This is a genomic window from Serratia sp. H402Y, from assembly GCF_051172415.1.
In the GTDB taxonomy this organism is placed as follows: domain Bacteria; phylum Pseudomonadota; class Gammaproteobacteria; order Enterobacterales; family Enterobacteriaceae; genus Serratia; species Serratia ureilytica.
This window is the reverse complement of the sequence record NZ_JBPIYZ010000001.1, coordinates 1,951,242-1,978,078: the sequence shown is the minus strand read 5'-3', so window position 1 is coordinate 1,978,078 and position 26,837 is coordinate 1,951,242. Positions and strand designations below refer to the sequence as shown.

Annotated in this window: 23 protein-coding genes and 2 tRNA genes; 15 read left to right on the top strand and 10 right to left on the bottom strand. The window is 56.2% G+C overall.

The features are described from left to right. Positions 1-12: 12 nt before the first annotated feature. The 4 genes from ACSBQS_RS09675 to ACSBQS_RS09660 all read right to left on the bottom strand — a co-directional run bounded on the left by ACSBQS_RS09675 (position 13) and on the right by ACSBQS_RS09660 (position 1,928). Positions 13-97 (bottom strand) — tRNA-Tyr (locus ACSBQS_RS09675). A gap of 189 nt (positions 98-286) precedes the next feature. Then, positions 287-371, bottom strand: a tRNA-Tyr gene (locus tag ACSBQS_RS09670). Between the two features lie 175 nt (positions 372-546). Beyond that, complete coding sequence (gene purU, locus ACSBQS_RS09665; protein ID WP_004932187.1) at positions 547-1,395, bottom strand: formyltetrahydrofolate deformylase; 849 nt, start codon at positions 1,393-1,395, stop codon at positions 547-549. Between the two features lie 68 nt (positions 1,396-1,463). Beyond that, positions 1,464-1,928, bottom strand: coding sequence for a YchJ family protein (locus ACSBQS_RS09660; protein ID WP_033643306.1), 465 nt, complete (start codon positions 1,926-1,928; stop codon positions 1,464-1,466). A 118-nt stretch (positions 1,929-2,046) separates the two neighbouring features. On the opposite strand from ACSBQS_RS09660, the gene rssA reads away from it, so the two are divergent. From rssA to ACSBQS_RS09635, 5 genes are all read left to right on the top strand, one after another. Then, positions 2,047-2,949: a patatin-like phospholipase RssA gene (gene rssA, locus ACSBQS_RS09655; RefSeq protein WP_089191886.1), complete on the top strand. Its 903-nt coding sequence runs from the start codon at positions 2,047-2,049 to the stop codon at positions 2,947-2,949. 103 nt (positions 2,950-3,052) lie between these two features. Further along, entirely contained in the window at positions 3,053-4,066 is a 1,014-nt protein-coding gene (gene rssB, locus ACSBQS_RS09650; RefSeq protein ID WP_004932178.1) for a two-component system response regulator RssB, read from the top strand. Positions 4,067-4,278: 212 nt separating this feature from the next. Beyond that, the gene (gene galU / locus ACSBQS_RS09645; protein WP_033650221.1) at positions 4,279-5,196 is read left to right on the top strand and encodes a UTP--glucose-1-phosphate uridylyltransferase GalU; all 918 of its coding nucleotides are present in this window, start codon (positions 4,279-4,281) and stop codon (positions 5,194-5,196) included. 42 nt (positions 5,197-5,238) lie between these two features. Continuing rightward, entirely contained in the window at positions 5,239-6,582 is a 1,344-nt protein-coding gene (locus ACSBQS_RS09640; protein WP_094142707.1) for a UDP-glucose dehydrogenase family protein, read from the top strand. Between the two features lie 9 nt (positions 6,583-6,591). Continuing rightward, entirely contained in the window at positions 6,592-7,602 is a 1,011-nt protein-coding gene (locus tag ACSBQS_RS09635) for an NAD-dependent epimerase (RefSeq protein WP_172756184.1), read from the top strand. Positions 7,603-7,789: 187 nt separating this feature from the next. On the opposite strand, the gene hns is transcribed toward ACSBQS_RS09635, so the two are convergent. After that, positions 7,790-8,197 (bottom strand): histone-like nucleoid-structuring protein H-NS, encoded by a 408-nt coding sequence (gene hns / locus ACSBQS_RS09630; RefSeq protein WP_004932170.1) that lies wholly within the window; start codon positions 8,195-8,197, stop codon positions 7,790-7,792. 703 nt (positions 8,198-8,900) lie between these two features. Between hns and ACSBQS_RS09625 the strand changes: the two genes are divergently transcribed. Beyond that, positions 8,901-9,485 carry a thymidine kinase gene (locus ACSBQS_RS09625; protein WP_033650224.1) on the top strand — a complete coding sequence of 195 codons (585 nt, stop codon included), beginning with the start codon at positions 8,901-8,903 and terminating at the stop codon, positions 9,483-9,485. Positions 9,486-9,604: 119 nt separating this feature from the next. Here the strand turns inward: ACSBQS_RS09625 and adhE are convergent, their stop codons facing one another. Further along, positions 9,605-12,277 (bottom strand): bifunctional acetaldehyde-CoA/alcohol dehydrogenase, encoded by a 2,673-nt coding sequence (adhE, locus tag ACSBQS_RS09620; protein ID WP_094142705.1) that lies wholly within the window; start codon positions 12,275-12,277, stop codon positions 9,605-9,607. Positions 12,278-12,806: 529 nt separating this feature from the next. Here adhE and ACSBQS_RS09615 point away from each other — a divergent pair. The 7 genes from ACSBQS_RS09615 to oppF all read left to right on the top strand — a co-directional run bounded on the left by ACSBQS_RS09615 (position 12,807) and on the right by oppF (position 21,524). Next, on the top strand, positions 12,807-13,451 hold the full coding sequence (locus ACSBQS_RS09615; RefSeq protein WP_015378089.1) for a YchE family NAAT transporter: 645 nt from the start codon (positions 12,807-12,809) through the stop codon (positions 13,449-13,451). 695 nt (positions 13,452-14,146) lie between these two features. Beyond that, on the top strand, positions 14,147-15,784 hold the full coding sequence (locus tag ACSBQS_RS09610; protein ID WP_197666138.1) for an ABC transporter substrate-binding protein: 1,638 nt from the start codon (positions 14,147-14,149) through the stop codon (positions 15,782-15,784). A gap of 149 nt (positions 15,785-15,933) precedes the next feature. Continuing rightward, the gene (oppA, locus tag ACSBQS_RS09605; RefSeq protein ID WP_033643298.1) at positions 15,934-17,571 is read left to right on the top strand and encodes an oligopeptide ABC transporter substrate-binding protein OppA; all 1,638 of its coding nucleotides are present in this window, start codon (positions 15,934-15,936) and stop codon (positions 17,569-17,571) included. An 83-nt stretch (positions 17,572-17,654) separates the two neighbouring features. Further along, a complete protein-coding gene (gene oppB / locus ACSBQS_RS09600) occupies positions 17,655-18,575 on the top strand; it encodes an oligopeptide ABC transporter permease OppB (protein ID WP_004932150.1) in 921 nt (306 codons plus the stop codon). A gap of 14 nt (positions 18,576-18,589) precedes the next feature. Continuing rightward, positions 18,590-19,498 (top strand): oligopeptide ABC transporter permease OppC, encoded by a 909-nt coding sequence (gene oppC / locus ACSBQS_RS09595; RefSeq protein WP_033643297.1) that lies wholly within the window; start codon positions 18,590-18,592, stop codon positions 19,496-19,498. An 11-nt stretch (positions 19,499-19,509) separates the two neighbouring features. Beyond that, entirely contained in the window at positions 19,510-20,526 is a 1,017-nt protein-coding gene (locus ACSBQS_RS09590) for an ABC transporter ATP-binding protein (RefSeq protein WP_089191882.1), read from the top strand. Beyond that, on the top strand, positions 20,523-21,524 hold the full coding sequence (gene oppF / locus ACSBQS_RS09585; RefSeq protein ID WP_019452737.1) for a murein tripeptide/oligopeptide ABC transporter ATP binding protein OppF: 1,002 nt from the start codon (positions 20,523-20,525) through the stop codon (positions 21,522-21,524). Before ACSBQS_RS09590 ends, oppF begins: the two co-directional genes overlap by 4 nt. A gap of 73 nt (positions 21,525-21,597) precedes the next feature. Here the strand turns inward: oppF and ACSBQS_RS09580 are convergent, their stop codons facing one another. Both ACSBQS_RS09580 and cls read right to left on the bottom strand, forming a co-directional pair. Next, positions 21,598-21,921, bottom strand: coding sequence for an HI1450 family dsDNA-mimic protein (locus tag ACSBQS_RS09580; protein WP_004932139.1), 324 nt, complete (start codon positions 21,919-21,921; stop codon positions 21,598-21,600). Positions 21,922-21,977: 56 nt separating this feature from the next. Beyond that, a complete protein-coding gene (gene cls / locus ACSBQS_RS09575; RefSeq protein WP_033643295.1) occupies positions 21,978-23,438 on the bottom strand; it encodes a cardiolipin synthase in 1,461 nt (486 codons plus the stop codon). Between the two features lie 242 nt (positions 23,439-23,680). Between cls and ACSBQS_RS09570 the strand changes: the two genes are divergently transcribed. Further along, a complete protein-coding gene (locus tag ACSBQS_RS09570; protein WP_025159792.1) occupies positions 23,681-23,857 on the top strand; it encodes a YciY family protein in 177 nt (58 codons plus the stop codon). Positions 23,858-23,903: 46 nt separating this feature from the next. Here the strand turns inward: ACSBQS_RS09570 and ACSBQS_RS09565 are convergent, their stop codons facing one another. Together ACSBQS_RS09565 and smfY are read right to left on the bottom strand one after the other, a co-directional pair. After that, entirely contained in the window at positions 23,904-24,395 is a 492-nt protein-coding gene (locus ACSBQS_RS09565; protein ID WP_019452735.1) for a Dps family protein, read from the bottom strand. 200 nt (positions 24,396-24,595) lie between these two features. After that, positions 24,596-26,068 carry a multidrug efflux MFS transporter SmfY gene (gene smfY / locus ACSBQS_RS09560; protein WP_047574936.1) on the bottom strand — a complete coding sequence of 491 codons (1,473 nt, stop codon included), beginning with the start codon at positions 26,066-26,068 and terminating at the stop codon, positions 24,596-24,598. Positions 26,069-26,195: 127 nt separating this feature from the next. Here smfY and ACSBQS_RS09555 point away from each other — a divergent pair, with 127 nt between their 5' ends. Then, positions 26,196-26,759: a TetR/AcrR family transcriptional regulator gene (locus ACSBQS_RS09555; protein ID WP_042784698.1), complete on the top strand. Its 564-nt coding sequence runs from the start codon at positions 26,196-26,198 to the stop codon at positions 26,757-26,759. Positions 26,760-26,837 lie beyond the last annotated feature (78 nt).

Here is a 26,837-nt window from a genome sequence, read left to right as displayed (position 1 = left end):
TCTTGTAAGAGATGGTGGTGGGGGAAGGATTCGAACCTTCGAAGTCAGTGACGGCAGATTTACAGTCTGCTCCCTTTGGCCGCTCGGGAACCCCACCATGGTATTCATGGATTTGCTGATTTTTTAAGGAATGGGCTAAATTCCTATTGTGTGCTTCTAAGGATTACCGCGCTAAAGCGCGTTGTCTCGCTGCGCTCGGCTCGAACCTTGTCGAAGCTTCTCATCCTCCCCCTCGGCGTTTAATGATATTTCAGCTTTCGCTTCAAGTTCATCAACAGAGAGAAGATGGTGGTGGGGGAAGGATTCGAACCTTCGAAGTCAGTGACGGCAGATTTACAGTCTGCTCCCTTTGGCCGCTCGGGAACCCCACCATATGCATGGCTATTTAACTGGCCTTGCTTGCGAGAGCGCTGTCTCGGTAAGCGGGGCGCATCATATCAAATGAAGCGGATGTGTAAAGCATTGAAATGCAGAAAATGAATCGTTTGCCGTTTTTTTATTCTTGGCGGTGCATCCCTGAACGAAATGCACCGATTTATTGAGCGATTACAGAATAACGGTGCGATTGCCGTAGACGAAGACGCGCTGCGCCAACACCTGATACAGGGCTCGGCTGAGCACGTTTTTCTCTACGTCGCGGCCGGCGCGCATCATATCCTCGGCGGAATAGGTGTGATCGACGTGGATCACGTCCTGCATGATGATCGGGCCTTCGTCGAGATTGTCGTTAACGTAGTGAGCCGTGGCGCCGATGATTTTCACGCCGCGTTCGTAGGCCTGGTGATAAGGCCGCGCGCCGATAAACGCCGGCAGGAACGAATGGTGAATGTTGATCACCTGATTCGGATAATGTTGCACGAAGGCCGGCGTCAGCACGCGCATATATTTGGCCAACACCACGTAATCCGGCTGATATTGATCGATCTTGGCCGTCATTTCGCGGTCGTGCTGTTCGCGCGTCAATCCTTCGTGGCTCACCAGATGGAAAGGAATATCGAAACGCTCCACCAGCGTTTGCAGCGTGTCGTGGTTGCCGATTACGGCGGCGATCTCAACGTCGAGGCCGCCATAGGCGCTTTTCATCAACAGATCGCCCAGGCAGTGCGCCTCTTTGGTGACCAGCACCACGATGCGCCGACGTCCGGTGCTGTGCAACTCACGCAGCGAACCTTCCGGCAGGGCGCTGTCCAGATCGGCCAGCAGCGTGTTGTCGTTGAAAATGCCTTCCAGCTCGGTGCGCATGAAGAAACGCCCGGTGCGGTGATCGACGAACTCATTATTCTGGACGATATTGAGCTCGTGCTTGTAACAGATGTTGGTGATCTTGGCGATCAGCCCTTTGGCGTCCGGGCAGATGGTGCGTAACACTTTTCGTTGTACATTTTGGTGTGGCATGGGTTTGAGGATCCTGTCTGATACTGAACGGCCTGTCTGCGCAGGCGTTAACGTGAAGCGCCGGCCGGCTAGCGCCCGCAGCACTTCTTATATTTTTTCCCTGAACCGCAGGGACATATCGCATTTCGGCCGGGCTGGGGTTTGCTGCCGTCGATATAATACCAACGTTGATCGCGACGAAGGAAGCGTGAGCGCTCATGCATCGCCTGGGGCTCGCCGCTTTCGCCATCGGTGAAGCGGGCGATGAATTCGACGAAGCCTTCGTCCGGCTCATGGCCGGTTTGCTCCTCGACGATCGTCAAGCCCAGCCATTCGGTGTTTTTGAAACTGTCGACGATCGCATTGCGCCATGCTTCGGCGCCGCAGTCGGGGTGCCAGGTGGCGATCAGATAGTCGACGTTATGATTCACGTAGGCGGTGAAGCGTGAACGCATCAGTTGGCCGGGCGTCGGCGCCGGCTGACTGCCGCTGATAAAAGGGGCGCAGCACGCGTTATACGCCAGTCCGCTGCCGCATGGGCATGATTCGGGCAAAATAACTCCTGAGAAAACGAGGCTGAAAATGAATTTAGCGCATATGTTACCTAACAATATTCGTCAGTGACAATCTACCCTGAAAGCAGAGAACACCTTTTACCGAGAGGATGGCGCTATGCGGCAAATCAAGATCGGACTGGCGCTGGGAGCGGGCTCGGCTAAAGGCTGGGCGCACATCGGCGTGATCAATGCGTTAAAGAAACTGGGGATTGAGGTCGATATCGTTGCCGGCTGCTCTGTCGGTGCGTTGGTGGGGGCGGCATTCGCCAGTCACCGTTTGCCGGTGATGGAGCAGTGGGTGCGGTCGTTCAGCTATTGGGACGTCATTCGTCTGATGGATTTTTCCTGGCAGCGCGGCGGTTTGTTGCGCGGCGATCGGGTGTTCACTGCCGTCGGGCAACTGTTGAAGATCAATGATATTGCCGAATGTGCGCTGAAGTTCGGCGCCGTGACGACCAATCTCAGCACCGGCCGCGAACTGTGGCTGACCGAAGGCGATATTCATCAGGCGGTGCGCGCTTCTTGCAGCATGCCAGGTCTATTGGCGCCAGTGTGGGCCGACGGCTATTGGCTGGTGGACGGCGCAGTGGTCAATCCGGTACCGGTGTCGCTCTGCCGGGCGCTGGGCGCCGATATTGTCATTGCGGTCGATCTGCAGCATGACGCGCATTTGATGCAGCAGGATCTGTTCTCGATACGCGGCGAGGACGAACGCCCGGACGATACGCCTGCGGAGACCTGGCGCGGGCGCCTGCGGGAGCGCGTCGGCAGAATGCGCAAGCGCAAACCGACGACGGCGCCGACGGCGATGGAGATTATGAGCACGTCGATTCAAATGCTGGAAAATCGCCTGAAGCGCAACCGGATGGCGAGCGATCCGCCGGACGTTTTGATCCAGCCTTTTTGCCCGCAGATCTCAACGCTGGATTTCCACCGCGCCGATGAAGCGATCGAGGCGGGGTTGCTGGCGGTTGAAAAACAACTGGATCGGTTGTTGCCGTTGATAAAAAATAGATAATTATCGGTTCTTGGTTGGCAATGCGCGGTTGGTCTGTTTCAGACGAGCATAAGTGACCTTTTTGAGCCACTATTACACTATGGAAAGGGACGAGGCTCGGCTGATGGCATTACCACTCACTCACAAGCGTATCTTGATCGTTGAGGACGAACAGGTTTTTCGTTCCGTGCTGGTCGGTTATCTGACCTCGCTGGGCGCTGAAACCGGCGAGGCGACCAACGGTTTACAGGCGCTGAGTGCCGTCGATGACTTCAAGCCGGATCTGATTCTGTGCGATCTCGCGATGCCGGAAATGGGCGGCATCGAATTCGTTGAACACCTGCGTCTGCAGGGGCTGCAGATCCCGGTGCTGGTGATCTCCGCTACCGACAAGATGGCGGACATCGCCAAGGTGCTGCGTTTGGGCGTACAGGATGTGCTGCTGAAGCCGCTGACCGATCTCAATCGCCTGCGTGAGGCGGTGCTGGCGTGTTTATACCCCAATATGTTCACCTCCCAGGCGATTGAAGAGGTTGAGCTGTTTCAGGATTGGGACGCGCTGAGCAAGAATCCTTCCGAAGCCGTCAAACTGCTTAAGCAATTGCAGCCGCCGGTGCAGCAAACCATTGCGCATTGCCGGATCAACTATCGCCAGTTAACCACGGGCGAAAATCCCGGGCTGGTGCTGGATATCGCGGCATTGTCAGAAAAAGACCTGGCGTTCTATTGCCTGGACGTCACGCGCGCCGGTGATAATGGCGTATTGGCGGCGCTGCTGTTACGCGCATTATTTAATGGGTTGCTGCAAGACCATCTGGCTAATCAACAACATCGCCTGCCGCAAATGTCGGCATTGTTAAAGCAGGTTAATCAATTATTGCGGCAGGGGAAATTAGACGGCCAATTCCCGCTGTTGCTGGGATATTATCATGCCGAAAATAAAAACCTGATTCTGGTTTCCGCCGGGCTGCATGCCAACGTCAATACCGGCGACAATCAAATTCAGCTAAGCAACGGCGTGCCGCTGGGCACGCTGGGCGCCACCTACATGAACCAGATCAGTCAACGCTGTACGGCCTGGCAATGCCAGGTATGGGGCAGCGGCGGCCGATTGCGGCTGATGCTCAGCGCCGAATAATGGACGTTGATCGGCGATATCTTAAGCTATTCACTTATCGGTAATTAAACCGTCTATTTCTTCTCCGATTATCAGAACGGGTAATAGTCCTAAATGTTTCCTATTTGTGTTCTGGTTAATGCCAGGCGCGCATAAGCTGGTATACTCCGAAGGTTTTTTTATATCGAGCCCGAGCTCATGAAATGAGCGCTTCAGCTTTAAGAGAGGAAATAATGCCTGCTGTAAATCGCAAAGTCAGAAAAGCCGTGATCCCGGTTGCAGGCTTGGGTACGCGGATGTTACCGGCCACCAAAGCCATTCCGAAAGAAATGCTGCCGCTGGTTGATAAACCGCTGATCCAATACGTCGTCAATGAGTGCATTGCGGCAGGGATTAACGAGATTGTGCTGGTCACCCACTCCTCCAAGAACTCGATCGAAAACCATTTTGATACCAGTTTCGAACTGGAAGCGATGTTGGAAAAACGCGTCAAGCGTCAATTGCTGGACGAAGTGCAGTCAATCTGTCCGAAGGGCGTTACCGTGATGCAAGTCCGTCAGGGGAATGCCAAAGGCTTGGGGCACGCGATTATGTGTGCCTACCCGATGGTGGGCGATGAGCCGGTCGCGGTGGTGTTGCCGGACGTGATCCTTGACGAATACAGCGCCGATCCGAAAAAAGACAACTTGCACGACATGCTGCAGCGCTTCGAAACCACCGGCATCAGCCAGATCATGGTTGAACCTGTGCCGCATAAAGATGTTGGCAACTACGGCGTAGCCGACTGTAAGGGCGTCGAATTGCATCCGGGCGAAAGCGCGCCGATGGTCAGCGTGGTCGAGAAGCCGTCGCCGGAGAAAGCGCCTTCTAACCTGGCGATTGTCGGTCGTTATGTCCTCTCCGCCGATATCTGGCCGCTGTTGGCGAAAACGCCTCCGGGCGCCGGCGACGAAATTCAGCTGACTGACAGCATCGAAATGCTGATGCAGCAGGAAACGGTGGAAGCGTATCACCTGAAAGGCGTGAGCCATGATTGCGGTAACAAACTGGGTTACATGCAGGCCTTCGTGGAATACGGCATGCGCCATGCCAGCTTGGGCAAAGAATTTTCTCAGTGGCTGCAACAGGTCGTTGCCGCTGACAAGAAATAATTGAGTGATCTTTCGTCTTAATTTGAAAACTAGGATTTTCACATGAAAGTAACAGTTTTTGGTATTGGTTATGTGGGTTTGGTGCAGGCCGCCGTACTGGCTGAAGTTGGCCATGACGTTATGTGTATTGATGTCGATGAGCGAAAAGTCGAAAACCTGAAAAAAGGGAATATCCCGATTTTCGAACCGGGTCTGACGCCGCTGGTGCAGCAAAACTATGAGGCCGGCCGTCTGCATTTCACCACCGATGCCAAAGCGGGTGTGGCGCACGGGACTATCCAGTTCATCGCCGTCGGCACGCCGCCGGATGAAGACGGTTCCGCCGACCTGAAGTATGTCACCGCGGTGGCGCGCACTATCGCCGAGCACATGACCGATCGCAAAGTGGTGATCGACAAATCCACCGTGCCGGTCGGTACGGCGGACAAGGTGCGTCAGGTGATGGCTGAAACGCTGGCGAAACGCGGCAGCAACGTGCCGTTTGACGTGGTATCCAACCCGGAATTCTTGAAGGAAGGCGCGGCGGTGGCAGACTGCATGCGTCCTGAGCGCATCGTGATCGGTACCGACAATAAAGATGTGATCGAGCCTATTCGCGAGCTGTACGAACCGTTTAACCGCAATCACGATCGTATGATCATGATGGATATCCGCAGTGCGGAGCTGACCAAATATGCCGCTAATTGCATGCTGGCGACCAAGATCAGCTTTATGAACGAAATGTCCAACCTGGCGGAAATGCTGGGCGCGGACATTGAGAAAGTGCGTCAGGGCATCGGTTCCGACTCACGCATCGGCTATCACTTCATCTACCCGGGTTGCGGCTACGGCGGCTCTTGCTTCCCGAAAGATGTCCAGGCGCTGATCCGTACGGCGGAGCAGATCGGTTACCAACCGAAGCTGTTGCAGGCGGTAGAGCAGGTCAACTATCAGCAGAAAGACAAGCTGAACAGTTTTATCAACGACTACTTCGGCAGCGATCTTAAGGGGAAAACCTTCGCGCTGTGGGGGTTGGCGTTCAAGCCGAATACCGATGACATGCGTGAAGCTTCCAGCCGCGTGCTGATGGAACAGCTGTGGGCCGCAGGCGCCACCGTTCAAGCCTACGATCCGGAGGCGATGAACGAAGTTCAGCGCATCTATGGCCAGCGTGACGATTTGAAGCTGGTGGGCACCAAAGAAGCTGCATTGCACGGCGCCGATGCGCTGGTGATCTGCACCGAATGGCAGAACTTCCGCGCGCCGGACTTTGATGTGATCAAGGGCGCGTTGAAGCAGCCGGTGATCTTCGATGGCCGTAACCTGTACGATCCGGAGCGTTTAGAGAGCCGCGGTTTCACCTATTACGCAATTGGCCGCGGCGCCTCGATTAAACCGGTTATTTAAGGAGTGAGCATGAAATTCCTGGTTACAGGCGCCGCAGGGTTTATCGGTTATCACGTTGCAGAGCGTTTATTGACCGCCGGTCATCAGGTTGTCGGCATTGATAACCTGAATGATTATTATGACGTGGGCCTGAAAACGGCCCGTCTGGATCGACTGGCGGATAAGCCGGGATTCCGCTTTATCAAGCTGGATTTGGCCGATCGTGAAGGCATGGCGGCATTGTTTGCCGGGCATCAGTTCCAGCGAGTCATTCATTTGGGGGCTCAAGCCGGCGTACGTTATTCGCTGGTCAATCCGTTGGCTTATGCCGATGCCAACCTGATCGGTCATTTAAACGTTTTGGAAGGCTGCCGTCATAATAAGGTCGAACATTTACTTTACGCCTCCTCCAGCTCGGTATATGGCCTGAATCGCAAGCTTCCATTCGCCACCGAAGATTCTGTCGATCATCCGGTGTCACTGTATGCGGCGACTAAAAAAGCCAATGAGCTGATGTCCCACAGCTATTCCCATTTATACGGTCTCCCGACGACCGGGCTGCGGTTCTTTACCGTATATGGTCCCTGGGGGCGTCCGGATATGGCGCTGTTCAAATTTACCAAAGCCATATTGGCCGGGGAGAGCATCGACGTATATAACCACGGTGAAATGCACCGCGATTTTACTTACATCGATGATATCGCCGAGGCGATAGTGCGGTTGCAGGCGGTTATTCCGCAGGCGGATCCGTCATGGACCGTTGAGCAGGGCTCGCCGGCAACCAGTTCCGCGCCGTACCATGTTTATAATATCGGCAATAGTGCTCCTGTTAAACTGATGGAATATATCAGCGCTCTGGAGCAGGCATTGGGGGTAACGGCCCGTAAGAATATGCTGCCGATGCAACCGGGCGATGTGATGGATACCAGCGCGGATACGGAAGAGCTTTATCGTGACATTGGTTTTAAACCGGAAACCAGCGTTGAAGAGGGCGTGAAGCGCTTTGTTGACTGGTATAAGGCATTCTATCAGGTTCAATAATTGAACGCGGATAAATGCGAGAGAAGGGGCCTTTGGGTCCCTTTTTTTTCGCTGCGATCTCATGTACGGCGCAAAAGCGAATTAGGATATTTACTAAAAGAGAGAGGAATGACGGGATCAGGGTTATACGCTCTAAAAATGAAAAGGCCCCCCGCAGGGAGCCTTTCAGATACGGACTGAATCGCTATTACAGCAGGAAATCATCCAGAGATTTACCTTGCTCTTCGATTGCTTTCTTAATCACCGCAGGAGTACGGCCTTGGCCGGTCCAGGTTTTCAGTTCGCCGTTTTCGTCTTTATATTGGTATTTAGCTGGACGTGCTGCGCGTTTTGCTTTGCCGGCAGCCTTGTTGGCAGCCATGGTTTGCAGCAGTTCATTTGGATCGATACCGTCAGCAATCAGCATTTCGCGGTATTGCTGCAGTTTACGAGTGCGTTCTTCGATTTCTGCTTGAGCCTGGCTGTCTTCTTCGCGACGTTCGTTCACAACAACTTCCAGTTTCTCGAGCATTTCTTCCAGCGTTTCCAGTGTGCATTCTCTTGCCTGGGCGCGCAGAGTGCGGATGTTGTTCAAAATCTTTAATGCTTCGCTCATTGTCCTAGTCTCAAATTATATTGGTGGGGGGCGTCTCGATAATAATAGAGTGCTCTTTTCTTTTCTGCAATAGCCAAATTGGCTTGAATACTCAAATTTACCTTTAAAAAAACCGTTAATCGGATCAGTCCGACTAATAATAGGAAGGGCTGTTAACTATTACCCTTGGCACGCTTAAGTCAAAATTTCAGCAGACAGGCTTTAAAAGGCGCGTATCACAAGGCTTTCATCGATAAGTTATCGTAGTAATTTATATCAATATTACAATGAGTTCTGTGGGCTTAATCACGCCACGGCAGGCCAGACATTGTAAACAATAGGGGTATATAGGTAAAGATTGCGTCAGTAAACCTTGGCGCGTCGGCGCAGGTGATTAAATGCCCGGTATTGGGCTCGCGTATAATAGACGGGGGCTCCGCCGCGGCTGCAGCGCCAGCGAGAGGGAATGGGCAAGTCGGCATTAATGGGCAAATCACCGGGCTTAACCATTAGCAAGAATTAATAGTGATGACAGGCATACATTATCCTGTAAATAGCTGTAAAAAGAACAGGCCGACAGAACGATATGTTTCGCTTGAAAGCGCATTATTACGGCGAACGCAATATTCGTTCGCTTTGGGCTGAGGCGGGGGGCAGGTTATGGTACACTTACCGTCCTAATCAACATTTTGAATATTTCTTATACCATCGGAGTTGCGGGGCCATGGCTCAACTTTATTTTTATTACTCTGCGATGAATGCCGGCAAGTCCACCGCGCTGCTACAGTCTTCATATAACTATCAAGAGCGCGGTATGCGCACGCTGGTGTTCACTGCGGAGATCGATCACCGCTTTGGCGTAGGCAAAGTCAGTTCGCGCATTGGTTTATCCTCGCAGGCGCAGCTCTATAACAACGACTCGATGCTGTACGCCATGATCCAGCAAGAGCATCAACAGCAGCCGGTGCATTGTGTGCTGCTGGATGAAAGCCAATTCCTGACCAAAGCGCAGGTTGAGCAATTATGCGATGTGGTGGACCAACTGGACATTCCCGTATTGTGTTACGGCTTGCGTACCGATTTTCTCGGCGAGTTGTTTACCGGCAGCCAATATTTGCTGGCCTGGGCCGATAAACTGGTGGAATTGAAAACCATCTGTCACTGCGGGCGTAAAGCCAACATGGTGTTGCGGTTGGATGAGAATGGTAAGGCGATGCACGCCGGCGAGCAGGTGGTGATTGGCGGTAACGAGAGCTATGTCTCCGTCTGTCGCAAGCATTATAAAGAGGCGATTCACTCCCTGGAGTAGGGGCGAAAATGCCGCCAGCGCCCGCTGAGGCGTTTTGGCGGCGGGATAAGAAAAACCGCGCGCCAGGCGCAATAAAAAACCCGCCGAATGGCGGGTTTTTTCATCGGTTCACGGAACCGTTATTTCTTGGACTTCTTTACCGCGGTTTTGGCTGCGGCCGGTGCAGCCGCTTCCTCTTCCACCGTTTCGCTGAACTCGCGGCCATAGAAGGTATCCAGCATGATTTGCTTGAGTTCGGCAATCAGCGGATAGCGTGGGTTGGCGCCGGTGCATTGGTCGTCGAAAGCGTCTTCCGACAGCTTGTCGACTTTCGCCAGGAAGTCGGCTTCTTGCACACCTGCCTCACGGATGGAAGCTGGGATGCCCAACTCGGTTTTCAGCTCGTCCAGCCAGGCCAGCAACTTCTCAATCTTCTGCGCGGTGCGGTCGCCCGGCGCGCTCAGGCCGAGGTGGTCGGCGATTTCAGCGTAGCGGCGGCGCGCCTGAGGGCGGTCGTACTGGCTGAAGGCCGTCTGCTTGGTTGGGTTGTCGTTCGCGTTGTAACGAATGACGTTGGAAATCAGCATCGCGTTAGCCAGGCCGTGCGGAATGTGGAACTCCGAACCCAGTTTGTGCGCCATGGAGTGACAAACCCCGAGGAAGGCGTTGGCGAAAGCGATACCGGCGATGGTGGCGGCGTTGTGCACGCGTTCACGGGCAACCGGGTTCTTCGCGCCTTCTTTATAGCTGGCCGGCAGATACTCTTTCAACAGTTTCAACGCTTGCAGCGCCTGGCCGTCAGAGTATTCGTTCGCCAGCACCGACACGTAGGCTTCCAGCGCGTGGGTCACCGCATCCAGGCCGCCGAAGGCGCACAGGGATTTCGGCATGTTCATCACCAGATTGGCGTCGACAATCGCCATGTCCGGGGTCAGCGCATAGTCGGCCAGCGGGTATTTCTGCCCGGTGGCGTCATCGGTCACGACGGCGAATGGCGTGACTTCCGAACCGGTGCCTGACGTCGTGGTGATGGCGATCATCTTCGCTTTGACGCCCATTTTCGGGAACTTGTAGATACGCTTGCGGATGTCCATGAAGCGCAGCGCCAGATCCTCGAAGTGGGTTTCAGGATGTTCGTACAGCACCCACATGATTTTCGCGGCGTCCATCGGCGAACCGCCGCCCAGCGCGATGATGACGTCCGGTTTGAAGGAGTTCATCTGCTCGGCGCCTTTACGCACGATGCTCAGCGTCGGATCGGCTTCCACTTCGAAGAACACTTCGGTTTCGATGCCGTGTGACTTGAGAACCTTGGTGATCTGGTCAGCATAGCCGTTGTTGAACAGGAAACGGTCGGTCACGATGAAGGCGCGTTTCGCCCCGTCGGTCGCCACTTCTTCCAGCGCGATTGGCAGCGAGCCACGGCGGAAGTAGATCGATTTCGGAAGTTTATGCCACAACATGTTTTCTGCTCGCTTCGCTACAGTTTTCTTGTTGATCAGGTGCTTAGGTCCGACGTTTTCAGAGATGGAGTTACCACCCCAGGAACCGCAACCCAGCGTCAGCGAAGGCGCGAGTTTGAAGTTATACAGGTCGCCGATACCGCCCTGAGAAGCCGGGGTATTGATCAGGATGCGAGCCGTTTTCATTTTATCGCCGAAGTAGGCGATGCGAGCCGTTTGGTTATCCTGGTCGGTATACAGGCAAGAGGTGTGGCCGATACCGCCCATGGCGACCAATTTTTCGGCTTTGGCGACGGCGTCTTCGAAGTCTTTGGCGCGGTACATCGCCAGCGTTGGCGACAGTTTTTCATGGGCGAAAGGTTCGGACTCGTCGACCAGCTTCACTTCGCCGATCAGCACTTTGGTGTTGGCCGGCACTTTAATGCCCGCCATCTCGGCGATTTTCGGCGCGGATTGCCCGACGATGGCCGCGTTCAGGCCGCCGTTTTTCAGGATGATGTCCTGCACCGCCTTCAGTTCTTTGCCCTGCAGCAGATAGCCGCCGTGGGAAGCGAAGCGCTCGCGTACCGCATCATAGATAGCGTCAACGACGATGACCGATTGTTCGGAAGCGCAGATAACGCCGCTGTCGAAGGTTTTGGACATCAGGATAGAGGCGACCACGCGTTTGATGTCTGCGGTCTCGTCCACCACGACCGGCGTGTTACCGGCGCCTACGCCGATTGCCGGTTTGCCGGAGCTGTAGGCGGCTTTCACCATGCCTGGGCCACCGGTGGCCAGGATCAGGTTGATGTCAGGGTGGTGCATCAGCTGGTTGGACAGCTCAACGGTAGGTTGGTCGATCCAACCGATGATGTCTTTCGGCGCGCCGGCGGCGATAGCGGCTTGCAGCACGATGTCGGCGGCTTTGTTGGTGGCATTCTTCGCACGCGGGTGCGGCGAGAAGATGATGCCGTTGCGGGTTTTCAGGCTGATCAGCGCTTTGAAGATCGCGGTAGAAGTTGGGTTGGTGGTAGGAACGATACCGCAAATCAGACCGATAGGTTCGGCGATGGTGATGGTACCGAAAGTGTCATCTTCAGACAGGATGCCACAGGTTTTTTCATCTTTATAGGCGTTGTAGATGTACTCGGAAGCGAAGTGGTTTTTGATCACTTTGTCTTCGACGATACCCATTCCGGATTCTTCCACGGCCATTTTGGCCAACGGGATACGGGCATCAGCAGCGGCGAGGGCGGCAGCGCGGAAGATTTTATCCACTTGCTCTTGAGTGAAGTTGGCATATTCGCGCTGGGCTTTTTTGACACGTGCGACAAGCTCGTTCAGTTCAGCGACATTCGTTACAGCCATAATGCTCTCCTGATAATGTTAAACTCTTTCAGTAAATAAGCCGTGCGAGCCACTAGTATAGTCGTAACGGGGATAAGCGGTGATGAGAATACCGGGGTCTTCCCGCGTTATTTCTTCGCATGCTGCTGATTTGCTTAAAGAGCTTCACCCTACGCCAACCGGAGGGGCAGGCAGTGAGGAGAACGGAACCGGCGATGCCGCGGCCTACTTTGTTCTACTCCCTGACTACGACTAAGAGCTTACCCACTGTTGGGTAGTTGATTTGTGATCTAAATCATGAAAAGTGCAAGCTGACACCTTTCAGCTTGGTGTTTTTGAGAGTGATTCTCAATAACTGTGATCGGTGACTCTTTTTTCAACATAAAAAATCAAAAGGCCATACATCACTTTAACAAAGGGCATTTGTTTTGTTGCCTAACTTGCTGGTAGTCAAAAATGCTGCTCTGGCCGGATGGATTACCCGCGGCAATTCCATTACATTAGCGCGCATAGTCAGCACACCTTTACAGCAATTAACGCGGAGCCATCTGTGGGCCAATCTCTGTTGGATCTTTCCGGCTTTATCAAGTTCTTTGTCGGTCTGTTTGCGCTGGTCAACCCGGTGGGCATCTTGCCGGTGTTTATCAGCATGACCAGTTACCAGGCGGAAGCGGGGCGCAATAAAACCAACCTGACCGCCAACCTGTCGGTTGCCATCATTCTATGGACATCGCTGTTCCTGGGTGAAGGGATATTGCGGATGTTCGGCATCTCCATCGATTCGTTCCGCATCGCCGGCGGTATTTTGGTGGTGACCATCGCCATGTCGATGATCAGCGGCAAGCTGGGTGAAGATAAGCAGAACAAACAGGAGAAATCGGAGAGCGCGATCCGCGAAAGCATCGGCGTGGTGCCGTTAGCGCTGCCGTTGATGGCGGGGCCGGGGGCGATCAGTTCCACCATCGTGTGGAGTTCCCGTTATCACAATTGGCAAAGTCTGCTCGGCTTTACGGTGGCGATCGCCTTATTCGCTTTTTGCTGCTGGTTATTGTTCCGCGCCGCGCCGCTGTTGGTGCGTTTGCTTGGGCAGACCGGCATCAACGTGATCACCCGTATCATGGGCCTGTTGCTGATGGCGCTCGGGATCGAATTTATCGTTACCGGCATTAAGGCGATATTCCCCGGCCTGTTGTAATCGCTCTCGTTTGGCCGCGTCTCTGTCCTTGAGCGCGGCTAAAATTAATTTTAAAAGTTAAATTATTTATTGGTTCGCATTATTATAGTGCACAAGATGAATAAAATTTATGCCATTGCACTCTTATGTTGCATAAATCTCATGTTGCTGCTTAAAAAAAACGCTAAGCGTTATTTAAGACACTTTTCTTTCCCCATTTCCGCGCGTTTTCTCCTCGTTAAACGGTAAAGCTGTTGTTAAATTAATCACATCATTCTGTGGGGCTTGTCTCACTTTCATCCAGGTGTTATTAGTGATTAACCGCCTGTAGGCAGGTGTTTGTTCTTTGAATGGCTGGTTTGTTAACTGAATGTTTCTTTGTGCGGCGACGGGATTGCGCCGACAGTTTCAAATGAAACTAATTTTGAGTTTTCTCCTTCAAAATCAAAGTTGTTTTCATGTTTTCCTTTGCCCTTCATCACAAGGGCTGGATCGGGCTTGGTGCGATAAAAGAGAATTGCTTAACATTTTTGTAAAATTTATTGGCTATGGAATTTGGCTTCTGCTAATTTCCGAGCAACTTTCCCGTGGTCAATTAACTGAAATGCGCCATAAAAACGGGAATGATTTTTGCTGGTATCCGTTTATTTAGAATTCTTATAAACACTTCACAAACTTCGATAAGCGATGCTTGTCGGTGAAAAGGAGCCTCGATTATGCAGCAAACCCCGAAGCGCACTTCTTTGACCTTGTTGATTAGCGGCGCGTTGAGCGTCATCGCCGTAAATAGCAGTTTGGCGGCGGAGGTTCCGGCCGGCGTCCAATTGGCGCAGCAGCAGAATATTGTCATCAACAACGGCAGCGAAGTGGCTTCATTGGATCCGCATAAGGTCGAGGGCGTACCCGAGAGCAATATCATTCTTAACCTGCTGGAAGGGCTGGTGAGCACCGACGCCAACGGGCATGTAGTGCCGGCGGCGGCAGCGAGCTGGGAAAACCAGGATTATCGGCAGTGGACCTTCCACCTGCGCCCCGGCGCGGTGTGGAGCGACGGCAGCCCGGTCACCGCGCAAGACTTCGTCTACAGTTGGCAGCGCCTGGCCGATCCGAAAATCGCTTCGCCCTACGCCAGTTACCTGCAGTACACCAAAGTCGAGAATATCGACGACATCTTGACTGGCAAAAAGAGCCCGCAGACTCTCGGCGTCAAGGCGCTGGACGATCAAACGCTGCAGGTGACCCTGAGCGAACCGGTGCCGTATTTCATCAGCATGCTGAGCCACACGTCGCTCAAACCGGTCAAACGCGCGGTGGTGGAGAAATTCGGCGACAAATGGACGCTGCCCGCCAACTATGTCGGCAACGGCGCTTACCGCCTGAAAGAATGGGTGGTGAACGAGCGCATTGTGCTGGAGCGCAGCCCGAGCTACTGGAATAACAAGCAGACGGTGATCAACCAGGCGACCTTCCTGCCGATCGCTTCTGAAGTCAGCGACGTCAATCGCTTCCGCAGCGGCGAGATCGATATCACCAACAGCGCCATTCCGCCGTACCTGTACGTCAAAATGAAGCGCGAAGTGCCCGATCAACTGCACGTTAACCCTTATCTGTGCACTTTCTATTACGAACTCAATAACCAGCGGGCGCCGTTCACCGATCCGCGGGTGCGTGCGGCGGTGAAGATGACGCTGGATCGCGACATTATCGCCAACAAAATCATGGGCCAGGGGCAGATCCCGGCCTACAGCTTCACGCCGACCTTCACCGAAGGCGCCAACTTCACGCAGCCCGCGTGGGCCGGCTGGAGCCAGGAACAGCGCAACGCCGAAGCCAAAAAACTGCTGGCGGAAGCGGGTTACAGCGCCGCCAAGCCGCTGAAGTTCTCGCTGCTGTACAACACCTCCGATCAAAACAAACAGCAGGCGATCGCCGCCGCATCGATGTGGAAGAAGAACCTCGGCGCCGACGTCACGCTGCGCAACCAGGAGTGGAAGACTTCGCTGGAAAGCCGCCATCAGGGGCAGTACGACGTGGCGCGCGCCACCTGGTGCGGGGATTACAACGAGCCGAGCGCCTTCCTGAACCTGGTGCTGTCCAACAGCAGCATCAACACCGTGTTTTACAAGAGCCCGGCGTTCGACGCCATCATGGCCGCCACGCTGAAGGCGCCGGATGAAGCCGCGCGCGCCGCGCTCTACCAACAGGCGGAAACGCAGTTGGACAAAGACTCCGCATTGATTCCGGTGTATTACCGCGTCAGTGCGCGTTTGATCAAACCGACGGTAGGCGGGTTCACCGGCAAAGATCCGCTGGACTATACCGACGTTAAAAATCTGTACATCATCAAGCAGTAAAAGGGGTATTCCTCACGCTGAACCGCAGGGGAATATGGGGAAGGCCCGCCGCCGCATTCGTTCCGCAGCGGCGGGAAAACAGAGTCCGCTTACGGGCAACGCAGGTTCCACGAAGAGCCTGTGATAATAAAAAACTGGAGTCGATAAGTATGACCAACATCACGAAGAAAACCCTCATTGCCGCCGGCGTCATCGCCGCGCTCGGCATCACAGCAACCACCTCCGCCTTCGCGGCCGACGTTCCTGCAGGCGTGCAACTGGCCGACAAGCAAGAAATCGTCAAAAACAACGGTTCCGAAGTGCAGTCGCTTGACCCGCATAAAATCGAGGGCGTGCCGGAAAACAACGTGACCCGCGATCTGATGGAAGGCCTGGCGAACAACAGCCCGGACGGTTCCATCGTGCCGGGCGTCGCGGAAAGCTGGGATAACAAGGATTTCAAAGTCTGGACCTTCCACCTGCGTAAAGACGCCAAATGGTCCAACGGCAAGCCGGTGACGGCGCAAGATTTCGTCTACAGCTGGCAGCGCGTGGTGGATCCGAAAACCGCGTCGCCTTACGCCAGCTACCTGCAGTACGCCCATGTGGAAAACGTCGATGACATCATCGCCGGTAAAAAAGACAAGTCGACGCTAGGCGTGAAGGCCATCGACGACCACACCTTCCAGGTGACCCTGAGCGAGCCGGTGCCTTATCTGGTTGAAATGACCCCGCACTACGCCATGAAACCGGTTTATAAGGACGCGGTAGAGAAGTTTGGCGAGAAGTGGACGCTGCCGGCCAACTACGTCAGCAACGGCGCCTATAAACTGAAAGACTGGGTTGTCAACGAACGCATCGTACTGGAACGTAACCCGGAATACTGGGATAACGCCAAAACCATCATCAATAAAGTGACGTTCCTGCCTATTTCGTCGGAAGTGACCGACGTTAACCGCTACCGCACCGGTGAAATCGACATGACCTACAACAACATGCCGATCGAACTGTTCCAGAAGTTGAAGAAAGAGATCCCGAAAGAGGTGCACGTCGATCCTTATCTGTGCACCTACTATTACGAAATCAACAACCAGAAGGCGCCGTTCACCGATGCGCGCGTGCGTGAAGCGCTGAAGCTGGGCATGGACCGCGACATCATCGTCAACAAGGTGAAAAACCAGGGCGATCTGCCGGCCTACAGCTTTACGCCGCCATACACCGACGGCGCCAAGCTGACCCCGCCGGAGTGGTTCGGCTGGACGCAGGAAAAACGCAACGAAGTGGCGAAGAAACTGCTGGCGGACGCCGGCTACGGCCCGGGTAAACCGCTGACCTTCTCCCTGCTGTACAACACCTCCGATCTGCACAAGAAGCTGGCGATCGCCGCCGCCTCCATCTGGAAGAAAAACCTGGGCGTGGACGTGAAGCTGGTGAACCAGGAGTGGAAAACCTTCCTGGATACCCGCCATCAGGGCACCTATGACGTATCGCGCGCCGGCTGGTGCGCCGACTACAACGAGCCGAGCTCGTTCCTGAACATGATGCTGTCCGACAGCAGCAGTAACACCCCGCACTACAAGAGCGCCGAGTTCGACAAGCTGATGGCCAACGTGTTGACCGCGAAGACCAAAGACGAGCGCGCCGATCTGTATCAGAAAGCGGAAGTTCAGCTGGATAAAGATTCCGCCATCGTTCCGCTGTATTACTACGTGAACGCCCGTTTGGTGAAACCTTACGTTGGTGGCTACACCGGCAAAGACCCGCTTGATAACGTGTACGACAAAAACCTGTACATCATCAAGCATTGATACGGTAAGAGCCGGCGGCGCAGGCCGCCGGCCCATGTTGAGAATAATAAGCCGTCATCAGGCTGTCGCACAGGGTTAGGGCAATGCTGAAATTTATACTTCGTCGCTTGTTGGAAGCGATCCCGACACTATTTATCCTTATTACCATCTCATTCTTCATGATGCGCCTCGCGCCCGGCAGTCCATTTACCGGGGAACGCGCATTGCCGCCGGAAGTCATGGCGAATATCGAAGCCAAATACCATTTGAACGACCCGATCTGGAAACAGTACGGTCATTATCTGGCGCAGCTTGCGCAGGGAGACTTCGGCCCGTCCTTTAAATACAAGGACTATTCGGTCAACGATTTGGTGGCCAGTTCTTTCCCGGTGTCTGCCAAGCTCGGTCTGGCCGCGTTTCTGTTGGCGGTGGTGCTGGGCGTTAGCGCCGGCGTGATCGCGGCGTTGAATCAAAACACCAAATGGGACTATACGGTGATGGGGTTCGCCATGACCGGGGTGGTGATACCCAGTTTCGTGGTGGCGCCGCTCTTGGTGCTGATCTTCGCGATTACGTTGAAATGGCTGCCGGGCGGCGGCTGGAACGGCGGCGCGCCTAAGTTCATCATCTTGCCGATGGTGGCGCTGTCGCTGGCCTATATCGCCAGCATCGCCCGTATCACGCGCGGCTCGATGATTGAAGTGTTGCACTCCAACTTCATTCGCACCGCGCGCGCCAAAGGTTTGCCGATGCGCCGCATCATTTTCCGCCACGCGCTGAAGCCGGCGCTGCTGCCGGTACTGTCCTACATGGGCCCGGCGTTCGTCGGGATCATCACCGGCTCGATGGTGATCGAAACCATCTACGGTCTGCCGGGGATCGGCCAGCTGTTCGTTAACGGCGCGCTGAACCGCGACTACTCCCTGGTGTTGAGCCTGACCATTCTGGTGGGCGCTCTGACCATTCTGTTCAACGCGATCGTCGATGTGCTGTATGCGGTCATCGATCCGAAAATCCGTTATTAATCTGGAGCACGCGAATGATGTTGACTAAAAAGAACAGCGAAGCTCTGGAGCACTTCAGCGAGAAGCTGGAAGTGGAAGGGCGCAGCCTGTGGCAAGACGCGCGTCGGCGCTTTATGCACAACCGCGCGGCGGTCGGCAGCCTGTTCATTCTGGCGCTGATCACGCTGTTTGTGGTGCTGGCGCCGATGCTGTCGCAATTTGCCTACGACGATACGGATTGGGCGATGATGTCCGCCGCGCCGAGCATGGAATCGGGGCACTACTTCGGCACCGACTCCTCCGGGCGTGATCTGCTGGTGCGCGTGGCGATCGGCGGGCGCATCTCGCTGATGGTCGGCGTGGCCGCCGCGCTGGTGGCGGTAGTGGTGGGCACCCTGTACGGCGCGATGTCCGGCTATCTGGGCGGTAAGGTCGACTCGGTGATGATGCGCCTGCTGGAGATCCTCAACTCCTTCCCGTTCATGTTCTTCGTTATCCTGCTGGTGACCTTCTTTGGTCAGAATATCCTGCTGATCTTCGTGGCGATCGGCATGGTGTCGTGGCTGGATATGGCGCGTATCGTGCGCGGGCAAACCCTTGGCCTGAAGCGCAAGGAGTTCATCGAAGCGGCGCTGGTGTGCGGCGTCTCCACGCGCAATATCGTGCTGCGGCATATCGTGCCTAACGTGCTCGGCGTGGTGGTGGTGTATGCCTCGCTGCTGGTGCCGAGCATGATCCTGTTCGAATCCTTCCTCAGCTTCCTGGGGCTGGGCACGCAGGAACCGTTGAGCAGCTGGGGCGCATTGCTCAGCGACGGCGCCAACTCAATGGAAGTTTCACCGTGGTTGCTGCTGTTCCCGGCGGGTTTCCTGGTCGTCACTCTGTTCTGTTTCAACTTTATCGGCGATGGCCTGCGTGACGCCCTCGACCCGAAAGATCGTTAAGGAGTGCAACCATGAGCACCATTGAACATCCTCAACTGCAAACCGCCGCCGGCGTCAAATCGTCGCCGCTGCTGGACGTGAAAGACCTGCGCGTCACGTTTTCCACCCCGGACGGCGACGTGACGGCGGTGAACGATCTGAACTTCGATCTGCGCGCCGGTGAAACGCTGGGCATCGTCGGTGAATCCGGCTCCGGCAAATCGCAGACCGCGTTCGCCCTGATGGGGCTGCTGGCCAGCAATGGCCGCATCGGCGGCTCGGCCAAATTCAACGGCCGTGAAATCCTCAACCTGCCGGAAAATCAGCTCAACAAACTGCGGGCCGAGGAAATCTCGATGATCTTCCAGGACCCGATGACCTCGCTGAACCCTTATATGCGCGTTGGCGAACAGCTGATGGAAGTGCTGATGCTGCATAAGAAAATGAGTAAAAGCGAAGCCTTCGAAGAGTCGGTACGCATGCTTGACGCGGTGAAAATGCCGGAAGCGCGCAAGCGCATGCGCATGTACCCGCACGAGTTTTCCGGCGGCATGCGCCAGCGCGTGATGATCGCCATGGCGCTGCTGTGCCGGCCGAAGCTGCTGATCGCCGATGAACCGACCACCGCGCTGGACGTGACCGTCCAGGCGCAGATCATGACGTTGCTCAACGAGCTGAAGCGCGAGTTCAACACCGCCATCATCATGATCACCCACGATCTGGGCGTGGTGGCCGGCATCTGCAACAAGGTGCTGGTGATGTACGCCGGGCGTACCATGGAATACGGCAGCGCGCGCGAGGTGTTCTACCAGCCGAGCCACCCGTATTCCATCGGTCTGTTGAACGCGGTGCCGCGTCTCGACGCCGAAGGCGAGGCGTTGCTGACCATTCCCGGCAACCCGCCGAACCTGCTGCGGTTGCCGAAAGGCTGCCCGTTCCAGCCGCGCTGCCCGTACGCCATGGAACAGTGCGCGAGCGCTCCACCGTTGGAGCAATTTGGGGAAGGGCGCCTGCGCGCCTGCTTTAAACCGGTGGAGGCGTTGGTATGACAGCAGTAACCGACAAGAAAGTGCTGCTCGAAGTGGCCGATCTGAAAGTGCATTTCGACATTCATGACGACAAGCAGTGGTTCTGGCAGCCGCCGAAAACCCTGAAGGCGGTCGACGGCGTTACGCTGCGGCTGTTCGAGGGGGAAACCCTGGGCGTGGTCGGCGAATCCGGCTGCGGCAAATCCACCTTCGCGCGCGCCATCATCGGCCTGGTGAAGGCCACCAGCGGGCGCGTCGCCTGGCTGGGTAAAGATCTGCTGGGCATGAGCGACGCCGACTGGCGCAAAACCCGCAGCGATATCCAGATGATCTTCCAGGATCCGCTGGCTTCGCTCAACCCGCGCATGACCATCGGTGAAATCATCGCCGAGCCGCTGCGTACCTACTACCCGAAAATGCCGCGTCAGGAAGTGAAGGACAAGGTCAAGGCGATGATGCTGAAGGTCGGCCTGCTGCCTAATCTGATCAACCGTTATCCGCACGAGTTCTCCGGCGGCCAGTGCCAGCGTATCGGCATCGCGCGCGCGCTTATCCTCGAACCGAAGCTGGTGATCTGCGACGAGCCGGTCTCCGCGTTGGACGTGTCGATTCAGGCGCAGGTGGTGAATCTGCTGCAGCAGCTGCAGCGCGAAATGGGGCTGTCATTGATCTTTATCGCCCACGATTTGGCGGTGGTGAAACACATTTCCGATCGCGTGCTGGTGATGTATCTGGGCCATGCGGTGGAGCTGGGCACCTATGACGAGGTGTACCACAATCCGCAGCACCCTTATACCAAGGCGCTGATGTCGGCGGTGCCGATCCCGGATCCGGACAAGGAGAAGGAAAAGCAGATCCAGCTGTTGGAAGGGGAGCTGCCTTCGCCGATCAACCCGCCGTCCGGCTGCGTGTTCCGCACTCGCTGCCCGATCGCCGGGCCGGAGTGCGCCAAGACGCGTCCGCTGCTGGAGGGCAGTTTCCGTCATGCGGTTTCGTGCCTGAAGGTCGATCCGCTGTAATGCGCCGCTAGCCGGCAACAAAAAGCCCCGCTGAATAAGCGGGGCTTTTTTTATCCGATGCGCTGGCGGCGAATCACTCTTTCCACAGAATGTGGCACAGCTTGTGGTCTTTCTCGCGGCAGATCAGCACGCGGGCGAACACGTCGTTGATCGGCTCGCCGTCGCTGTCCGCCAGACCGATCACCACTTCGGCGAAGAAGTCCGGGTTCAGGTCGTAATCCACGTGCTCGCTCCAGTCTTCGGAGGGGTCGTACAGTTCTGCGCCGCCGCGCTCTTCAAACTGCAGATTGAACAGCAGAATATCCGCCGGATCCAGATTGTCGCCGGCCAATTCGAGGAAGATGTCGTAGGCCTGTTCCAGCGTTTCGTCTTCGGTAAGGCGGTTATTCAAATCCATAAAAAAATCCTGATAACAAATGATTTGGCGCTATTAAAGCACGCTCGCCGCGGCTTTTACAGCAACGGGCTGAAAAAGTAGAACAGGCGCTCGACCAGGCGGTGCCAGAACGGCCGCTTCAGCCACTCTTTGGCGTTCAGCAGCTTGGAGCGAGCGATGTAATCTTCCTGCACGCAGGCCAGATCGCTGCCGAAGCCGTCGTCGTCGATCACCAGGGTGATTTCGAAATTCAGCCACAGGCTGCGCATATCCAGATTGACGGTGCCGACCAGGCTGAGCTGGCCGTCGACCAGCACGCTCTTGGTATGCAGCAGGCCGCCTTCGAACTGATAGATTTTCACGCCGGCTTCCAGCAGCTCGGAGAAGAACGCCCGGCTGGCCCAGCGCACCATCATCGAATCGTTGTCGCGCGGCACGATGATGCTGACCTCGACGCCGCGCAAAGCGGCGGTGCAGATGGCGTGCAGCAGATCGTCGCTCGGCACGAAGTACGGCGTGGTCATGATCAGCTGTTCGCGCGCGGAATAAACCGCGGTCAGCAGCGCCTGGTGGATCATTTCCTCGGGGAAGCCGGGGCCGGAGGCGATCACCTGAATGGTGTGGCCGCTTTCCTGCTCGAACGGCATGATGTTGACGTCCGGCGGCGGCGGCAGAATGCGCTTGCCGGTTTCAATTTCCCAGTCGCAGGCATAGACGATGCCCATGGTGGTGGCCACCGGGCCTTCCATGCGCGCCATCAGATCGATCCATTGACCGACGCCCGCATCCTGTTTGAAATAGCGTGGATCGACCATGTTCATGCTGCCGGTATAGGCGATGTAGTTGTCGATCAGCACCACCTTGCGGTGCTGGCGCAGATCCATGCGGCGCAGGAATACGCGCAGCAGGTTGACCTTCAGCGCTTCGACCACTTCGATGCCGGCGTTGCGCATCATCGCCGGGTAGGGGCTGCGGAAAAATTGCAGGCTGCCGGCGGAGTCCAGCATCAGACGGCAGTGTACGCCGCGCCGCGCGGCGGCCATCAGCGATTCGGCCACCTGATCGACCAGGCCGCCGGGCTGCCAGATATAGAACACCATTTCGATGTTGTGGCGCGCCAGCTCGATATCGCGGATCAGCGCTTTCAGCGTGTCGTCGGTGGTGGTGAGCAACTGCAGCTGGTTGCCCTTGACGCCGTCGATGCCCTGGCGGCGGTTGCACAGCTGGAACAGCGGTTCGGCGACTTTACTGTATTCGGTGGCGAAGATGCGGCGACTCTCTTTCAGCTCTTTCAGCCAGCGCGCGGTCGACGGCCACATGGCCTTGGCGCGCTCGGCCCGGCGCTTGCCCAGATGTAGCTCGCCGAACGATAAATAGGCGACGATGCCGAACAGCGGCAGAATATAGATAACCAGCAACCAGGCCATGGCAGAGGGAACCGCACGGCGTTTCATCAAAATGCGCATCGTCACGCCGGCGATCAGCAGCCAGTAGCCGAACACCATGAGCCAACTGATTACGGTATAAAATGTTGTCATAAAGGCGAAAAATCCCGTTCGCAAACCACCAATGATGAGTGTACGCACAGATCGGTCAAGGCGAAACCTTTTATCGGCGCTTATGTTACATAAATATGATGAAGTTAAGGCACTTGCCGAAATCGAAAGGGCGGCTTTTAGCGGCGCGGCGCCTGCGATGTTGCCGATAACGGCGACTTGGATCGCGGGCTGAAAGGGCTATAATGCCCGCGGTTGGCATTAGACGAACGAGTGACGGAATTATGAGACGCAGTAGAAATGAAGTGGGCCGTTGGCGAATGTTGCGGCAGAGCCAACGCCGTCGGCATCGTTGGTTGGAGCGCCAGTCTTGCAGCAATCGCCATATTATCCGGGTGCGCCGTCGCCTGGACGATCAGCATCGGCGCGCGCTGCTGTTTGCGGTATCCTGCGAGTGGTAAAACGAAAACAGTCCCGTGAGGGACTGTTTTGTTATGGCGCCTGGGTTTATTTGCCGAGGTAGGCGTTGAGCATCCAGACCTGTTTTTCCTGCTCTTTGATGTAATCGCTCATCAGCGACGCGGTGCCTTCGTCGCCGGCGTCCGCCGCGACCGTCAGCAGTTCACGCTGCTGTTGCAGCAAGATTGAATACCCTTCCAACAGGCCGCGCAGCGTGCCCTTATCATCGGTCACATTGGTGTGTTCCTTGATATCGGCGGTTTTCAGATAGTCGCTGTAAGCGTGGCGCGGCTGCGAGCCCAGCGTCAGAATGCGTTCCGCCAGCTCATCCACCTTGGTCAGCAGATCGTTGTAAGTTTCTTCGAATTTCGCGTGCAGCTCAAAGAATTGCGGGCCGGTAATATTCCAGTGATAGCCGCGCACGTTCATATACAGCACCTGATAATTCGCCAACAGCGCATTTAGCGCTTCGGCGAGTTTTGCCGATTGTTTACTGTCGAGGCCGATATGGGTTTTCGCTGCTTTCTTCGCCGTTGCCATAATAATCTTCTCCTGATTATTCGTTCCAAGGGTAGACAGAATCAATTTCCATAGCTGTTACAGTAACCGGATTTATCGCAGGGTTAAACACGATAACAGGCATCATTGCCATCGCTCAAACCGATGACGATAAATCCGTCGAGCAAATTGCCGAATCAGTTTACGCAGGATCCGCAGGCGAAAAAAGCCGCTTTTATCGGTTACTTGCGCAGCGCCAGTTTTACCACGCCGGCGCCCAGCGCCATTAACAGCGCGGCGGCGATCAGCACCATGATAAACGCGCGATCGAAGGCCAAACGCGCCAACTGCGTCAGCTGCTGCGCGCGATCGGCCGCCATCCCGGCCGCCAGGCGCAACGCCTCGTCGATGCTGTCGTAGGCCAACTCGCTGACCGGCAGCTCCGCCGGCAGCGCCAGACTATGGCTGTAGACCGCCGTCATCAGCCCGCCGAGCAACGTCACGCCCAGCACGCCGCCCAGCTCGTAGGAAACGTCCTCGATCGACGCCGCCATGCCGGATTTCTCCTCCGGCGCGTTCAGCATGATGGCGGTGGACGCGGCGGTGATCACGCCGCCGAGACCAAAGCCCACCAACGCCAGGCTCACCAGCTGCAGCGCCATGCTGCTTTGATACAACAGGGCGAGGCCGGCGATGCCGAAGGCGGTCAGGGCGAAACCGCCGAGGATGATGCTGCGTTCGCCATAGCGCGGCAACAGTAAACCGGCCATCGGCCCCGCCAGCGCCGAGGCCAGCGGGATCGGCAAGATGAACAGCGCCGCCTGCAGCGGACTGAGGCCGAGCACCAGCTGCAGGCGTTGGCTGAGCACCAGCTCGACGCCGATCAGGGCCACCATCGACAGCAGCGCCACGCCGATGCCGCCGGCGAACAGCCGGTTGCGAAACAGGGAGAAATCGATCATCGGGTGGGCGCTGCGCTGCTGGCGACGCACGAACAGCGCCAGGAACAGGATGCCGATCAGGGCCGCTGCGAGCAACGCGCTGACGTCAGGCGCCGGCTTACTCAGTTCCTTCAGCGCATAGATAGCGCCGACCAGACCGATCATGATCTGCACCGAGCCGACGATATCGGCGGGGCGCGGGTTATCGCCGCCGCAGCGGGGGATCAGTTTCCACGCCAGCGGCCAGACCAGCAACACCACCGGTACGTTGATCAGGAACACCGATCCCCACCAGAAATACTCCAGCAGCAGGCCGCCGACCACCGGGCCGATGGCCGCGCCGCCCGAGGCCACCGAGGCCCAGATGCCGATCGCCAGCGCGCGTTCGCGTTCGTCGGTAAAGACGTGGCGCACGATGGACAGCGTGGCGGGCATCATCATTGCCGCGCCAACGGCGAGGAACACCCGTGCGGCGATCAGCCATTCGGCGGTGGGCGAAAAGGCGGCGCACAGCGAAGCGACGGCAAACACCGGCAGCCCGGCGAGAAACAGCCGCTTATGGCCGACGCGATCGCTCAGCATGCCGGCGCCGGGCAGCAGCCCGGCGACCACCAGCGGGTAGGCGTTGACGATCCAGAGTTTTTGCGAGGCGCTGGCGTCCAGCGCCTGGGTTAAACGTGGCAGAGCGGTATAGAGCACCGTCATGTCGATAACAATCAGGAAAAGGGCGCTGGCGACCATCGTCAGGATCAACCAGCGGTTCTTGGCGTACATAAGTCATAATCCAGTTTACGTGGGCGGCGCGAAGGCGCCGCCATTGCGGTAACCCTCCGGCGATGCCGGGTGGTATACTGGTGATAATATATATCCATACGTTCGTATTGAAAAGAAGGGTTTCTTAATGGGACGTCAACGCAGCATCGATCGCGACAAGGTTTTGGACACCGCCGAAGAGATTGTCGCCACCCAGGGCGCCGCCGGTTTGACCATCGACGCCGTCGCCAAAGCGATGGGGATCTCCAAGGGCGGGGTGCAGTATTGCTTCGGCAGCAAAGACGCCCTGATCGACGCGATGTTCGATCGCTGGGGCAGCGCCTATGAAACGCTGTTCGCGGAGATCGCCGGCGACGATCCTTCGCCGCAGACCGGCGTGCGGGCGCATATGCTGGCGACGCAAAGTTCGGATCAGACCGCCAGCGCCAAGGCCGCCGGGTTGATGGCGACGCTGATTCAAACGCCGGAGCATCTGGCGAGCACGCGCGAATGGTACCGCAGCCGCATCGCCGGGCTGGATTTGACTACCGAAGAGGGTAAGCGCGCGCGGCTGGCGTTTTTGGCCACCGAAGGCGCCTTTATGCTGCGTTATTTCGGTTTGATGGATATCGGCCAGGCGGAATGGGAAACGATGTTCGCCGATATGCAGGCGTTGATTTTAACGGGCAGCGCCTATCGCACTGATAGCTAGTAAAGCGTGCGGCGAAAGGCGTATGTTTATCGCACAAGATATTCCCTCGAAGAACTTTTTAGCCAGCCCCTCCGTGCT

Bases quoted from the DNA above. Each gene is read 5' to 3' on its own strand.
- galU (WP_033650221.1), top strand. From the start codon at position 4,279: ATGCCTGCTGTAAATCGCAAAGTCAGAAAAGCCGTGATCCCGGTTGCA.
- smfY (WP_047574936.1), bottom strand. From the start codon at position 26,068: ATGTACGCCAAGAACCGCTGGTTGATCCTGACGATGGTCGCCAGCGCC.
- ACSBQS_RS09625 (WP_033650224.1), top strand. From the start codon at position 8,901: ATGGCTCAACTTTATTTTTATTACTCTGCGATGAATGCCGGCAAGTCC.
- purU (WP_004932187.1), bottom strand. From the start codon at position 1,395: ATGCCACACCAAAATGTACAACGAAAAGTGTTACGCACCATCTGCCCG.
- rssA (WP_089191886.1), top strand. From the start codon at position 2,047: ATGCGGCAAATCAAGATCGGACTGGCGCTGGGAGCGGGCTCGGCTAAA.
- hns (WP_004932170.1), bottom strand. From the start codon at position 8,197: ATGAGCGAAGCATTAAAGATTTTGAACAACATCCGCACTCTGCGCGCC.
- ACSBQS_RS09570 (WP_025159792.1), top strand. From the start codon at position 23,681: ATGAGACGCAGTAGAAATGAAGTGGGCCGTTGGCGAATGTTGCGGCAG.
- oppB (WP_004932150.1), top strand. From the start codon at position 17,655: ATGCTGAAATTTATACTTCGTCGCTTGTTGGAAGCGATCCCGACACTA.
- oppC (WP_033643297.1), top strand. From the start codon at position 18,590: ATGATGTTGACTAAAAAGAACAGCGAAGCTCTGGAGCACTTCAGCGAG.
- ACSBQS_RS09610 (WP_197666138.1), top strand. From the start codon at position 14,147: ATGCAGCAAACCCCGAAGCGCACTTCTTTGACCTTGTTGATTAGCGGC.
- ACSBQS_RS09580 (WP_004932139.1), bottom strand. From the start codon at position 21,921: ATGGATTTGAATAACCGCCTTACCGAAGACGAAACGCTGGAACAGGCC.
- oppF (WP_019452737.1), top strand. From the start codon at position 20,523: ATGACAGCAGTAACCGACAAGAAAGTGCTGCTCGAAGTGGCCGATCTG.
- ACSBQS_RS09635 (WP_172756184.1), top strand. From the start codon at position 6,592: ATGAAATTCCTGGTTACAGGCGCCGCAGGGTTTATCGGTTATCACGTT.
- oppA (WP_033643298.1), top strand. From the start codon at position 15,934: ATGACCAACATCACGAAGAAAACCCTCATTGCCGCCGGCGTCATCGCC.
- ACSBQS_RS09565 (WP_019452735.1), bottom strand. From the start codon at position 24,395: ATGGCAACGGCGAAGAAAGCAGCGAAAACCCATATCGGCCTCGACAGT.
- ACSBQS_RS09555 (WP_042784698.1), top strand. From the start codon at position 26,196: ATGGGACGTCAACGCAGCATCGATCGCGACAAGGTTTTGGACACCGCC.
- adhE (WP_094142705.1), bottom strand. From the start codon at position 12,277: ATGGCTGTAACGAATGTCGCTGAACTGAACGAGCTTGTCGCACGTGTC.
- cls (WP_033643295.1), bottom strand. From the start codon at position 23,438: ATGACAACATTTTATACCGTAATCAGTTGGCTCATGGTGTTCGGCTAC.
- ACSBQS_RS09590 (WP_089191882.1), top strand. From the start codon at position 19,510: ATGAGCACCATTGAACATCCTCAACTGCAAACCGCCGCCGGCGTCAAA.
- rssB (WP_004932178.1), top strand. From the start codon at position 3,053: ATGGCATTACCACTCACTCACAAGCGTATCTTGATCGTTGAGGACGAA.
- ACSBQS_RS09640 (WP_094142707.1), top strand. From the start codon at position 5,239: ATGAAAGTAACAGTTTTTGGTATTGGTTATGTGGGTTTGGTGCAGGCC.